This is a genomic window from Streptomyces sp. NPDC021356, assembly GCF_040641015.1.
GTDB lineage: Bacteria > Actinomycetota > Actinomycetes > Streptomycetales > Streptomycetaceae > Streptomyces.
In genome coordinates this window covers 155,199-167,495 of record NZ_JBFACU010000010.1, presented here as the reverse complement: position 1 = coordinate 167,495, position 12,297 = coordinate 155,199, and the positions used below count along the sequence as shown (strand labels likewise).

General features: G+C 70.6%; 15 protein-coding genes. 6 read left to right on the top strand and 9 right to left on the bottom strand.

Going from position 1 to position 12,297, the window contains the following annotated elements:
• Positions 1-3: 3 nt before the first annotated feature.
• The 3 genes from AB0G56_RS15925 (at position 4) to AB0G56_RS15915 (ending at position 3,709) form a co-directional block, all read left to right on the top strand.
• On the top strand, positions 4-1,410 hold the full coding sequence (locus AB0G56_RS15925) for a family 2B encapsulin nanocompartment shell protein (protein ID WP_360969439.1): 1,407 nt from the start codon (positions 4-6) through the stop codon (positions 1,408-1,410).
• Positions 1,411-1,528: 118 nt separating this feature from the next.
• Positions 1,529-2,719, top strand: a complete 1,191-nt coding sequence (locus AB0G56_RS15920) for a family 2 encapsulin nanocompartment cargo protein polyprenyl transferase (protein ID WP_360969438.1) — start codon at positions 1,529-1,531, stop codon at positions 2,717-2,719.
• Positions 2,720-3,127: 408 nt separating this feature from the next.
• On the top strand, positions 3,128-3,709 hold the full coding sequence (locus AB0G56_RS15915) for a dihydrofolate reductase family protein (RefSeq protein WP_360969436.1): 582 nt from the start codon (positions 3,128-3,130) through the stop codon (positions 3,707-3,709).
• Here the strand turns inward: AB0G56_RS15915 and AB0G56_RS15910 are convergent.
• The 4 genes from AB0G56_RS15910 to AB0G56_RS15895 all read right to left on the bottom strand — a co-directional run bounded on the left by AB0G56_RS15910 (position 3,669) and on the right by AB0G56_RS15895 (position 5,757).
• Positions 3,669-4,490: a VOC family protein gene (locus AB0G56_RS15910; protein ID WP_360969434.1), complete on the bottom strand. Its 822-nt coding sequence runs from the start codon at positions 4,488-4,490 to the stop codon at positions 3,669-3,671. The two genes, AB0G56_RS15915 and AB0G56_RS15910, sit on opposite strands and share 41 nt — an antisense overlap.
• Positions 4,491-4,549: 59 nt before the next feature.
• On the bottom strand, positions 4,550-4,966 hold the full coding sequence (locus tag AB0G56_RS15905; protein ID WP_360969432.1) for a VOC family protein: 417 nt from the start codon (positions 4,964-4,966) through the stop codon (positions 4,550-4,552).
• Between the two features lie 24 nt (positions 4,967-4,990).
• Complete coding sequence (locus AB0G56_RS15900) at positions 4,991-5,401, bottom strand: helix-turn-helix transcriptional regulator (RefSeq protein ID WP_360969431.1); 411 nt, start codon at positions 5,399-5,401, stop codon at positions 4,991-4,993.
• A gap of 62 nt (positions 5,402-5,463) precedes the next feature.
• The gene (locus tag AB0G56_RS15895) at positions 5,464-5,757 is read right to left on the bottom strand and encodes a helix-turn-helix transcriptional regulator (RefSeq protein ID WP_360969429.1); all 294 of its coding nucleotides are present in this window, start codon (positions 5,755-5,757) and stop codon (positions 5,464-5,466) included.
• A 66-nt stretch (positions 5,758-5,823) separates the two neighbouring features.
• Between AB0G56_RS15895 and map the strand changes: the two genes are divergently transcribed.
• The gene (gene map, locus AB0G56_RS15890; RefSeq protein WP_360969427.1) at positions 5,824-6,606 is read left to right on the top strand and encodes a type I methionyl aminopeptidase; all 783 of its coding nucleotides are present in this window, start codon (positions 5,824-5,826) and stop codon (positions 6,604-6,606) included.
• 129 nt (positions 6,607-6,735) lie between these two features.
• On the opposite strand, the gene sodN is transcribed toward map, so the two are convergent.
• Positions 6,736-7,131 (bottom strand): superoxide dismutase, Ni, encoded by a 396-nt coding sequence (gene sodN / locus AB0G56_RS15885; protein WP_055688839.1) that lies wholly within the window; start codon positions 7,129-7,131, stop codon positions 6,736-6,738.
• A gap of 145 nt (positions 7,132-7,276) precedes the next feature.
• Here sodN and sodX point away from each other — a divergent pair, with 145 nt between their 5' ends.
• The gene (gene sodX, locus AB0G56_RS15880) at positions 7,277-7,711 is read left to right on the top strand and encodes a nickel-type superoxide dismutase maturation protease (protein ID WP_360969620.1); all 435 of its coding nucleotides are present in this window, start codon (positions 7,277-7,279) and stop codon (positions 7,709-7,711) included.
• On the opposite strand, the gene AB0G56_RS15875 is transcribed toward sodX, so the two are convergent.
• Complete coding sequence (locus tag AB0G56_RS15875; RefSeq protein WP_360969425.1) at positions 7,615-8,244, bottom strand: CGNR zinc finger domain-containing protein; 630 nt, start codon at positions 8,242-8,244, stop codon at positions 7,615-7,617. The genes sodX and AB0G56_RS15875 overlap by 97 nt on opposite strands.
• Positions 8,245-8,345: 101 nt before the next feature.
• Here AB0G56_RS15875 and AB0G56_RS15870 point away from each other — a divergent pair, with 101 nt between their 5' ends.
• The gene (locus AB0G56_RS15870; RefSeq protein WP_360969423.1) at positions 8,346-9,122 is read left to right on the top strand and encodes a class I SAM-dependent methyltransferase; all 777 of its coding nucleotides are present in this window, start codon (positions 8,346-8,348) and stop codon (positions 9,120-9,122) included.
• 104 nt (positions 9,123-9,226) lie between these two features.
• Here the strand turns inward: AB0G56_RS15870 and AB0G56_RS15865 are convergent, their stop codons facing one another.
• The 3 genes from AB0G56_RS15865 to AB0G56_RS15855 form a co-directional block, all read right to left on the bottom strand.
• Positions 9,227-10,252: an IS30 family transposase gene (locus AB0G56_RS15865; protein WP_360969618.1), complete on the bottom strand. Its 1,026-nt coding sequence runs from the start codon at positions 10,250-10,252 to the stop codon at positions 9,227-9,229.
• 297 nt (positions 10,253-10,549) lie between these two features.
• A complete protein-coding gene (locus AB0G56_RS15860; protein WP_360969616.1) occupies positions 10,550-11,302 on the bottom strand; it encodes an amino acid ABC transporter ATP-binding protein in 753 nt (250 codons plus the stop codon).
• Between the two features lie 50 nt (positions 11,303-11,352).
• The gene (locus AB0G56_RS15855) at positions 11,353-12,288 is read right to left on the bottom strand and encodes an amino acid ABC transporter permease (protein ID WP_360969421.1); all 936 of its coding nucleotides are present in this window, start codon (positions 12,286-12,288) and stop codon (positions 11,353-11,355) included.
• Positions 12,289-12,297: the final 9 nt, after the last annotated feature.

Here is a 12,297-nt window from a genome sequence, read left to right as displayed (position 1 = left end):
TCTATGTCGGTAGGCGATGAGGTCCGCACGGAACAGGACCGGCCGCAGCAGAGCCTCGGCACCGCGGCCGCGCGGAACCTGGCCACCACCACCAAGTCCGTACCCCAGATGCAGGAGATCAGCTCGCGCTGGCTGCTGCGCATGCTGCCGTGGACCGACGTGCAGGGCGGCACGTACCGGGTCAACCGGCGCCTCACGTACGCGGTCGGCGACGGCCGGGTCACCTTCGTGAAGACCGGTGACCGCGTCGAGGTGATCCCCGCCGAACTCGGTGAACTGCCGGCGCTGCGCGGGTACGAGGACGACGACGTGCTCTCCGAACTGGCCCAGCGCTGCACGCAGCGGGAGATCGAAGCAGGCCAGGTGATCGCCTCCTTCGGCAACCAGTCCGAGGAGGTCTACCTGCTCGCGCACGGCCGGGCGGAGAAGGTCGGCACCGGCCCGTACGGCGACGACCAGGTCCTCGGTGTCCTCGCCGACGGCGCCTACTTCGGCGAGCAGGCGCTGCTGGACCCGGACGCCATCTGGGACCACACGGTCCGCGCCGCCACCACCTGCACCGTGCTCGTCCTGTCCCGCGACGACTTCCAGCAGGTCGCCGAGCGCGCCGACTCGCTGGGCGCCCACCTGAGGCAACTGCGCTCGATCCCCGGGCAGCGCACCAACAAGTACGGCGAGAAGGAGGTCGCCCTCGCGGCCGGGCACAGCGGTGAGCCGGACATCCCGCACACCTTCGTGGACTACGAGGCCAGGCCCCGTGAGTACGAGCTGAGCATCGCCCAGACCGTCCTGCGGATCCACAGCCGCGTGGCCGACCTCTACAACCAGCCGATGAACCAGACGGAGCAGCAGCTCCGGCTCACCGTCGAGGCGTTGAAGGAGCGCCAGGAGCACGAACTGATCAACAACCGCGACTTCGGCCTGCTCCACAACTGCGAGTACGACCAGCGGATCCAGCCGCACGACGGCGTGCCGGGCCCCGACGACATGGACGAGCTGCTCAGCCGGCGCCGCAGCACCAAGCTGTTCCTCGCCCACCCACGCGCCATCGCCGCGTTCGGCCGTGAGCTGAACAAGCGGGGGCTGGTTCCCGAGACCATCGACATGGGCGGCAACCGCATCCCCACCTGGCGCGGGGTGCCGATCTTCCCGTGCAACAAGATCCCGGTCACCGACGCCCGGACCAGCTCGATCATCGCGCTGCGCACCGGCGAGGAGGACCAGGGCGTCATCGGGCTGCGGGCCAAGGGCATCCCGGACGAGATCGAGCCGAGCCTGTCCGTGCGCTTCATGGGCATCAACGAGCAGGCCATCATCAAGTACCTGGTGACGGCCTACTACTCGGCGGCCGTGCTGGTGCCGGACGCGCTGGGCGTGCTGGAGAACGTCGAGGTCGGTCGTTGGCGCTGAGGTCCGTCGCCGGCTCGCGGTGTCCCCGCCCCGGGACCCGGGTAGTACACCCCGGCGGTGCGCGCCCGGAGCCGCGGGCGCGGACGCCACTGATCGCCAACTGTCCGAGGGGGAGCGGATGGCCGAGTTCATGACGGGGACGACACCGCGCCCGCCCGGTGCGCGGCGCACCGCGGCGACGGCGCGGCAGGGAGGGGCGGTACCCGTGGAGTCGCTGCCCCGGCCCGTCGGCACGGACCGCCTCGACGGACCGGAGAGCGCCGTCACGGACGTCGAGGGAGTGTCCGACGGGCAGGACGCGGCGGGGATCCTCGAACAGGCGCGGCGGTCGTTCGACCCGGAACTGCGCTCGGCGGTGGCCTCGTTGCCCGCCTCCATGCGCCGGGTCGCGCGCTACCACTTCGGCTGGGAGGACGCGGACGGCACACCCGCCGCGGGACACGCGGGCAAGGCGATCCGCCCGGCACTGGTCCTCACCGCGGCCGCCGCGCTGGGCGGGCCGCGGGCGAGAGCGGCCGCCGCCCGGGCCGCGGCGGCGGTGGAGCTGGTCCACAACTTCACGCTGCTGCACGACGACGTGATGGACCGGGACGCCACCCGCCGCCACCGGCCCACGGTCTGGTCGGTGTTCGGTGATGCCGACGCCATCCTCGCCGGGGACGCCCTGCAGGCGCTGGCACTGCGGATGCTCGCCGAGGATCCGCATCCGGCGGCCCGGGCGGTCGCCGTCCGGCTCGCGTCCTGTGTCGTCGAGCTGTGCGCGGGCCAGCACGCGGACACCGCCCTGGAGCGCCGACCGCCCGATCAGGTCGCCCTCTCCGAGGTGCTCGCCATGGCCGAGGCCAAGACCGGGGCGCTGATCGGCTGCGCCTGCGCCGCCGGGGCGCTGTACGCGGGGGCGGGCGAGGACGAGGTGGAGGCGCTTGACGCGTTCGGCCGGCAGGCGGGACTGGCGTTCCAGCTCATCGACGACGTGATCGGCATATGGGGCGACCCCCGGCGCACCGGCAAGCCGGCCGGCGCAGATCTCGCCGCACGCAAGAAGTCCCTGCCCGTGGTCGCCGCGCTCACCTCCGGCACCCCGGCCGCCGAGGAACTCGCCGAGCTGTACGCCAGGCCCCACCAGGAAGGAGAGGAGGAGCGCGCCGCACTGGCGGTGGAGCGGGCCGGTGGCCGGGACTGGGCGCAGTCCCAGGCGGCCGACCGGATGGCCCAGGCCGTTCACGAACTCTCCCGCGCCGTCCCGGACCCCGCCGCCGCCGGAGGCCTGCTGGCGCTGGCCGAGTTCGTGACCCGGCGCAGCAGCTGAGGCGTGTACCCAGGTTCCGGCGCCTCCGGGTCCGTACGGCTCCTGACCCCGTACGGACCCGGGGCTCCGGCTCGGCGGGTCCCGCACTGCCCCACGGTGTGCGGGGCCCGCGCCGTGCACCGCCGCGCGCTCGACCTCCCGGACGGGCGCCTGGCTCACCGCAGAACGCGCAACGCAGAACCCAGAAGGCAGAACGGGGAACCCAGAACGGAGAGCCTGAAGCTCTCCGCAGTCCTCCTGGGTTTCCGCAGCCTGCCTCGGTTCTACTCGGCCATGCGGAACCCCTTCTCCCACTTTGTCCGGTGCCCGGGTTCCCGTCGCCGCACCCTTGCGATCACTACGCTTGAAGTACTACAACTGAAGCACTATAAGCAAAGTGGTTCACACGGCCTACGGAAAGGGTGCGGATTGCGAAAGCTCACCTACTTCATCGCCTGCTCCATAGACGGGTTCATCGGGGACCCGAGCGGAGACGCGGCGATGTTCCACCGCTTCGCCGACGAGGAGTTCCTGGCCTACCTGACGGCGGAGTACCCGGAGACCCTGGCGACCCACGGGCGCCGGGCACTCGGCGTCGACCACCTGGAGAACCGGCGCTTCGACACCGTCGTGCAGGGGCGCGCCAGCTACGACCTCGCCTTCAAGGAGGGCATCGCCAGCCCCTACGCCCACCTGCGCCAGTACGTCGCCTCCCGCACCCTGGTGCAGTCGCCCGACCCGCACGTGGAGGTCATCTCCACGGACCTGCTCGCGAGGGTCCGCGCCCTGAAGTCGGAGGGCGGGGAGGCCGGCATCTACCTGTGCGGCGGCTCGCGGCTCGCCGGTGAACTCGCCGACGAGATCGACGAGATCGTCGTGAAGACCTACCCGGTCGTGCTCCACACCGGCATGCCGATGTTCGGCTCGGACTTCCGCATCACGGAGTTCGCCCTCGACGAGCTGCGCGCGTTCAGCAACGGTGTGCTGGTGCGGACGTACCGGAGGAAGTGAGGGGCGGGGCGGAGGGGGTGACGGGGCGGTCGCAGGACGCGGCCCGGGGGAGACCGCCCGTCTCCGGGTCCCGTCCGGTCAGGCAGTACAGGCCGCCGGCCGGGTCGCGCAGCACCGCCCAGTGCGGGTGATCGGCCACCGGGGCCGCGCCCAGATGCTCGTGCCGGGCGCGAGTGGCGCCGATGTCCGCGCAGGCCAGGTCGAGGTGGGCGGAGGCGGGTCGTTCCTCGTCCAGCCGTTGCAGCAGGACGCGGACCGGCAGACCGGCCGGCGGCTCGAGCACGTGGAACTCGGGCCGGGAGCCGGGCCGCGCCCGCCAGCCCTCCAGGAGCCCGCTCCAGAAGGCGACTTCGGCCTCGTGGGCGCAGGGCGGGACGTCGAGGCAGACCTGGTCGAGGCGGCTGCCGTGGACGACGGGCGGGCGCACCGACTCCCCGTGCCAGGGCACCACGCAGAACGGCTGCCCGGCCGGTGACCGCAGTACGGCCCACCCCTCGTGCTCGGCGACCGTCGCGGCGCCGAGCCGCAGGGCAGCCGCCACCAGGCCAGGGACGTCGTCGGCGGCGAGATCCAGATGCGCGCCGCCCTCCCCGCCGGTGACGGCCTGCACCTTGGCACAGGCGTCGGCTCCGGCGCCGGTCGGCAGCAGGGTGGCGAACTCGCCCCGGTCACCGCGGCGTCCGGACGTCCGCGTGTCCGTGACGGCCGCCCAGAACTGCAGGGCGCGCACGAAGTGCTCGGCGGGCCGGTCGACGAAGGCGTACGTCCAGCGGATGCTCATGGCGTGATCGTAGGGCGGGGGCGCGCGGCAGGGGAGCCCTCGGCAGGCCCGTCCGCACGTCAGCCCTGCGCGCGCTCCATGAACCGCAGCATGTTGCCCGCCGGGTCGCGGAACGCGCAGTCCCGTACGCCGTAGGGCTGGTCCATCGGCTCCTGGACGACGTCGGCGCCGTACTCCTGGACTCGGGCGAAGAGGGCGTCGCAGTCGGTGGTGGTGAAGTTGACCCCCCGCAGCACGCCCTTGGCCAGCAGCCGGGCCATGATCTCCTTGTCGGCGGGGGAGATGTCCGGATGGGCCGCGGGCGGCTCCAGGACGATCTCGACATCGGGCTGCGACGGCGACCCCACGGTCACCCACCGCATCCCCTCGAACCCGACATCGTTACGGACTTCCAGTCCCAGCACGTCGCGGTAGAAGGCGAGCGCCTTGTCGTGGTCGTCCACGGCGATGAAACACTGGCGCAGTTTGAGGTCCATGCCTTCACGCTAGCCACTTTCCGGCTACGGCGCGGGCGGTGGACCCGTGCGCCTGGGGCGGGTGAAGGCGCGGGTCACGCAGGTCGGGATCACCGCGCTCGCGTCGTGCGGGCGGGCCCGGTAGGCGCTCGGGGTCTCGCCGACGAGTTCGGTGAAGCGTGAACTGAACGAACCCAGCGAGGTGCACCCGACCGCCAGGCACACCTCCGTCACGCTCATGTCGCCCCGCCTGAGCAGGGCCTTGGCCCGCTCGATACGACGGGTCATGAGGTAGGAGTACGGGGTCTCCCCGTAGGCCTCGCGGAAACTGCGCTGGAAGTGCCCCGGGGACATCAGCGCGGTGCGCGCGAGCGCCGCCACGTCCAGGGGATCGGCGTACTCCCGGTCCATACGGTCGCGGGCCCGCCGCAGCCGGACCAGATCCTCTCGGGACATCACCCGGACAGCATCGCATGACCACCGCCGGGCAGAGCCCGGCCGGCGGAAGGCCTACGAGGTCAGCCGCTCGCGTGCGTGGCGAGCGGAGCCGTCAGGTCCACGCCGTGCTCCGGCCGGTTGATCTCGGCCCACACCGTATCGAGGGAGAGGCCGAGGACATCGGCGATCGCCGCGATGGTCGGGAAGGCGGGGGTGGCCACGCGGCCCGACTCGATCTTGCGGAGGGTCTCCGGCGAGACGCGTGCGTCGAGGGCGACATCGAGCATCGAGCGCCCTCCTCGGGCCCGGCGGAGGAGGGCGCCGAGGCGCTGTCCGCGTGCGACCTCTGCGGGGGTGAGCGGCAACCTGACCATGAATCCGATTCTAGTACCGGTATAGTATGGCCGGTATAGTTATTGGTCCCATGAGAAGGTCGCCGCATGATCGAGATCCTGAACCCCACCCTGCTGACCCGCGCGAAGGACACGGGCGCCCTGGTCGCCGACATCCTCGAGGAGATGAGGAGCCGCAGCACGGTCGGCACGAACCTTCTGGACATCGACCGGTGGACCAAGGAGATGATCGCGGAGGCGGGAGCGCAGTCCTGCTACGTCGACTACGCGCCGTCCTTCGGGCGCGGCCCGTTCGGCCACTACATCTGCACGGCCGTCAACGACGCGGTACTCCACGGACGGCCGTACGACTACACGCTGGCCGACGGTGACCTGCTCACCCTCGACCTCGCCGTCTCCCGGCACGGAGTCGCGGCGGACGCGGCCATCAGCTTCCTCGTCGGCGACGCGCGGCCCGCGCAGAGCGTCGCGATGATCGAGGCGACCGAACGCGCGCTGGCCGCGGGGATCGCCGCCGCCCGTCCCGGGGCGCGCGTCGGCGACATCGCCCATGCCATCGGCACGGTTCTCGGCAAGGCGGGGTATCCGATCAACACCGAGTTCGGAGGTCACGGCATCGGGTCGACCATGCACCAGGACCCGCACGTGCCGAACACCGGACGGCCCGGCCGCGGCTACAAGCTGCGTCCGGGGCTGCTGCTGGCGCTGGAGCCGTGGGTCATGGCGGACACCGCCACCCTCGTCACCGACGCCGACGGATGGACGCTCCGCAGCGCGACCGGTTGCCGTACGGCACACAGCGAGCACACGATCGCCATCACCGACGACGGGGCCGAGATCCTCACCCTGCCGAAGCACGCGCGGCCGTGAGGACGTGACGCCCTCGAAACGGCCGCACCCGGGCCGCCGTGGACGCCGTGTTCGGCGCTCTGCGGTCCGGGTGCGGACAGGAAGACCAGGCGATCAAGGAAATCGCAGGTCAGAAGGTATGACGGAAGGTCAGGCCTTCTTCGTCTCCCAGAAGATCTTGTCGATCTGCGCGATGTGGTCCAGGGCCTTCTGGCCCGTGGCCGGGTCGGTCGACGCCTTGGCGGCGGAGAGCGCCTTCAGGGTGTCGTTGACCAGCTGGTGCAGCTCGGGGTACTTCTCGAAGTGCGGGGGCTTGAAGTAGTCGCTCCACAGCACGGAGACGTGGTGCTTGGCCAGCTCGGCGCGCTGCTCCTTGATGACGGTGGCGCGGGCCTGGAAGTGCGGGTCGTCGTTGCCGGCCATCTTCTCCTGGACGGCCTTCACCGACTCCGCCTCAATGCGGGCCTGGGCGGGGTCGTACACACCGCAGGGCAGGTCGCAGTGTGCGCTGACCTTGACCTTGGGGGCAAACAGGCGGGAAAGCATGGAGCGTTCCTTCCTCGTGATCGTCTTCTCAGGTGGGACATTACTCCCTGCAAAGCCTGTTTTCGCGGGTGCCCCCTGGGGCTTAGGACAAAAGTCCAGGGTCAGACTGAGACTGGTGGAGGAACGGACCGGGGAGGTGCCGGGGATGCCGGAGCTGTTGCAGGAGAGCGAGCGCGGGGGTGCCGTACTGCCCTTCGGGCTGGCCGAGGTGACCGGGCCTTCCATGGTGCCCACGCTGTACCACGGGGACCGGCTCGTGGTGCAGTACGGCGCGCGAGTCCGTCCGGGCGACGTGATCGTGCTGCGTCATCCGTTCCAGCAGGACCTGCTCGTCGTCAAGCGTGCGGTGGAACGGCGCGAGGGCGGCTGGTGGGTGCTCGGCGACAACGCGTACGCCGGAGGGGACAGCACCGACTACGGCACCGTGCCCCAGGAGCTGGTGCTGGGCAAGGCGTGGCTGCGCTACCGGCCGCGCAGGACTGCTCAGCGTTCGCCGCTGGCGGTGGCGCGCTGGGCGCTGTCGGCCGTCAGGCCCGTCTTTCCCGACCGGTCGGCCTCCAGGCGTTTGCGGGCCCGGTAGGCGGCCACGTTGGCGCGCGTGGCGCAGCGGTCGGAGCAGTAGCGGCGCGAGCGGTTCGTCGAGGTGTCCAGGTAGGCGTTGCGGCAGGGCGCCGCCTCGCACAGGCCCAGGCGGTCCACGCCGTACTCGGTCAGGTGGAAGGCGAGTCCCATCGCCGCGATCGCCGCGTAGCCGGCCGTCGCGTTGGACGGGTGGTCGGCCAGGTGCATGTGCCACAGCGGACGGCCGTCGTCGTCGCGGTGGTCGTGCCCGGAGATCTGCGGGCTCACCGGGAACTCCAGCAGCAGGGAGTTGAGCAGGGCCACCGCGAGCGTCTCGTCGCCCTGGTCGGCCGCTTCGAAGACCGCGCGCAGCCGGGCCCGTACCGAACGAAAGCGGGTGACGTCGGCCTCCGTGGCGCGGCGGGCCGCCGAGCCGTTGGCGCCGAACAGGTCCCGGACCGCCTCGACCGTGGTCAGGGCGTCCTTGCCCCGGGCCGGTTCCTCGCTGTTGACGAGACGTACGGCGTAATCCGAGTAATAGGCCAGTTCCACTTGTAGTCCTTACGAGGGCGCTCTATGGTCATGGATGCGGTCGGTAACAGCCGGTCGTGCTTCCAGGGTATTACGCGGGCTACGGGTGAGGGAGGGCGGCGATGACCGGCACGGGCACGGACATCACGGCGGCGGGAACGGACTGGCGGGCCTGGCAGGAGAGCTGGGACCGGCAGCAGGAGTGGTACATGCCCGACCGGGAGGACCGCTTCCGCATCATGCTCGACATGGTCGAGGCCATGGTCGGCGCCGCGCCGCGGGTCCTGGACCTGGCCTGCGGCACCGGCACCATCACGGCCCGCCTGCTCGCCCGCTTCCCCGAGGCCACCAGCACCGGCGTCGACCTCGACCCGGCGCTGCTCGCGATCGCCGAGGGCACCTTCGAGGGCGACGGACGCGTCTCCTTCGTCACCGCCGACCTGAAGGACCCCGACTGGACGGCGAAGCTGCCGTACGACTCCTACGACGCCGTCCTGACCGCCACGGCCCTGCACTGGCTGCACAGCGAACCCCTCGCCGCCCTCTACGGTCAGGTCGCGGAACTCGTCCGCGACGGTGGTGTCTTCATGAACGCGGACCACATGATCGACGATGCGACCCCGCGGATCAACGCGGCCGAACGCGCCCAGCGGCACGCGCGCATGGACGCGGCCAGGGGGCAGGGGGCCCTGGACTGGGCCGAGTGGTGGCAGGTGGCCGCCGAGGACCCGGTCCTGGCCGCGCCGACCGCCCGCCGCTTCGAGATCTACGGGGAGCACGCCGACGGGGACATGCCGTCCGCCGCCTGGCACGCCCGCGTCCTGCGCGAGAAGGGCTTCGCGGAGGCCCGCCCGGTGTGGTGCTCGCCCTCGGACACGCTGCTGCTCGCGCTGAAGTGAGCACGCGCGAGCCTCCGGTCGCACGAAGGTGCGGTACGAAACCGGAAGGGGCGGTACGGAGATTGGCGGTTTCTAGGGGTCGTCGCAACACGTGGTCGTGTTGATCAGGCCGTGAGCAGTTTATGCAGGCGCTCGGCTGGGGTTTCCCAGCCGAGCGTTTTGCTTGGGCGGCCGTTCAGCTCTGCGGCAACGGCGTCGAGGTGCTCGCGGGTGTGGACGGCGAGGTCGGTGCCCTTGGGAAAGTACTGCCGCAGCAGGCCGTTGGTGTTTTCGTTGGAGCCGCGCTGCCAGGGGCTGGCCGGATCGCGGAAGTAGACCGGGACGTCGGTGGTGACGGTGAAGGAGCCGTGGGCGGCCATCTCTGATCCCTGGTCCCAGGTCAGGGACCGTCTGAGGTGGGACGGCAGTGTCTGGACCGTGGTGACCAGTGCGTCCCGGACGCTCTCGGCGCCGTGGTCGCCGGGCAGATGCAGGAGCATGACGTAGCGGGTGGCGCGCTCGACCAGGGTGCCGATGGCCGACTTCCCGTCCTTGCCGGTGATCAGGTCGCCTTCCCAGTGGCCGGGCACGGCCCGGTCCGACGCCTCGGCGGGCCGTTCGCTGATCACGACCACGGGAGTGGCGTATCGCGGCTGGCGCTGCTGGGCCTGGCGGCGGGGCTTGCGCCGGGCCCGTCCGGTGCGCAGCGCTCGGGCCAGCTCGCGGCGCAGTTCACCGCGGCCCTGGATGTAGAGGGCCTGGTAGACCGTTTCGTGGACCACGTGCATCTCCGGCCGCTGGGGGAACTGTGCCCGCAGAGCCTGGCAGATCTGCTCGGGGCTCCACCGTATGTCCAGGTGGTCCTGTATGAAGTCCCGCAGCTGCGGGTTCTGGCCGATCTTCCCGGGCTTCGGACGGGGCCGGCGGGCATCGGCGCGGGCCTGAGCCGCGTGCGGGCGGTACTGGCCGCCCACCGGGTGACGGTTGCGGCGGATCTCCCGGCTGACCGTGGAGGTGCTGCGGCCCAGTTCCGCGGCGATTGCCCGCACGGTCGCCTTCTCCCGCAGCCGGTCGGCGATGTGGATGCGGTCTTCCTCGCGCAGGTACCGGGACGGACCGGAAGGCGCTGCCACCGCGTTGATCGGTGGCAGCGCCTTCCGGTTTCCGTATGCATGACGCCCGTTGCGCCACTTCTGGCCGGTCCGCTCGTCGATCCCGACGATCCGGCACGCTTCCCGGTTGCTCACGCCCTGCTGCATGAGCCGGGAGTATGCCTCCCGCTCCCGGGTGAGCTTCTTCCGCCCTTGAGGCTTCGTCCGGTCCTTACGGATCTCGAAGTCCATCGCACCCCTTGAACTGGGGTGTTGCAACGACTCCTAGAACCCAAGGATTCCGTACCGCCCCTTCGGGTGCGTGCCGCGGCGCTGCTCAGAGCACCTCAGAGCACCTCAGAGCACCTTCGACAGGAACGACTGGGTGCGCTCGTGCCGCGGGTTGGTCAGGACCTCCCGCGGGTGGCCGGACTCGACCACCACACCCTCGTCCATGAAGACCAGGCTGTCGCCCACCTCCCGGGCGAAGCCCATCTCGTGGGTGACGACGACCATCGTCATGCCGGACTCGGCGAGGTCGCGCATGACGTCCAGGACGTCACCGACCAGTTCCGGGTCGAGCGCCGAGGTCGGCTCGTCGAACAGCATCAGTTTCGGGTCCATGGCCAGCGCGCGGGCGATCGCCACGCGCTGCTGCTGGCCGCCGGAGAGCTGCGAGGGGTAGTGCCCCGCCCGGTCGGCCAGGCCCACCCGCTCCAGCAGGCTCATCGCACGCTGCTGGGCTTCGGCCCGCTTGGCGCCCTTGACCTGGACCGGTGCCTCCATGACGTTCTCGACGGCCGTCATGTGCGGGAACAGGTTGAAGCGCTGGAAGACCATGCCGATGTCCCGGCGCTTCATCGCGACCTCGCGGTCGCGCAGTTCGTACAGCCTGTCGCCGTGCTGGCGGTAGCCGACCAGCTCGCCGTCGACGTACAGCCGGCCGGCGTTGATCTTCTCCAGGTGGTTGATGCAGCGCAGGAACGTCGACTTGCCGGAGCCGGAGGGGCCGATGAGGCAGAACACCTCGCCAGGCCTGACCTCCAGGTCGATGCCCTTGAGCACCTCGACCTGGCCGAAGGACTTGTGCACGCCCTCGGCCTTCACCATCGCCACGCCCGTGTCACGCGCGGCGGAGTCCTGCTCGGTGAGCTTGTCGGTCATGCCGTGACCTTCCTGCTGGAGAAGGACGTCAGGTGCGCCCTGACCTTCTGCCACGGCGTCGCCGGAAGGCTGCGGCTGGAGCCGCGGGCGTAGTACCGCTCGATGTAGAACTGGCCCACGCTCAGCACGGAGGTCATGATCAGGTACCAGGCGGCGGCGAGGAAGTACATCTCCACCGGGGCGCCGGAGACCTGGCCGATGTCCTGGGCGTAGCGGAACAGCTCCGGATACTGGACGGCCGCCACCAGGGAGGTCGTCTTCAGCATGTTGATGACCTCGTTGCCGGTCGGCGGCACGATCACCCGCATCGCCTGCGGGATGACGATGCGGCGCAGGGTCCTGCCCTGGCTCATGCCCAGCGCGTGGGCGGCCTCGGTCTGGCCCTCGTCGACGGCGAGCAGGCCGGCGCGGCAGATCTCCGCCATGTACGCCGCCTCGTTCAGACCCAGGCCGAGCAACGCCGTCAGCAGCGGCGTCATGAAGTTCGACCAGTAGTCCTTGTAGAACGGCATCAGGTTGACGTACTCGAAGACCAGGCCCAGGTTGAACCAGAGGAAGAGCTGGACCAGGACCGGGGTGCCGCGGAAGAACCAGATGTAGAACCACGCGATGGCCGAGGTCACCGGGTTCTTCGACAGGCGCATCACCGCGAGGACGATGCCGCCGACGATGCCGATCAGCATCGACAGGACCGTCAGCAGGAGGGTCTTGCCGACGCCGGTCGTGATCCGGTCGTCGAAGAAGTAGTCGGGAACGGCATGCCAGTTGATCTTGCCCTGGCCGAACGCGTAGATGATCGCCACGAGGAGGGCGATCGCGACGAGCGCGGTGATGTAGCGCCCGTAGTGCCGGACGGGGATGGCCCTGATCGGCTGGGGGCCGGTCGCGGGTGCGTCCCCGGGCCCCGCCGTCTTGTCGATGTCAGCAGTCACGGATGTCGC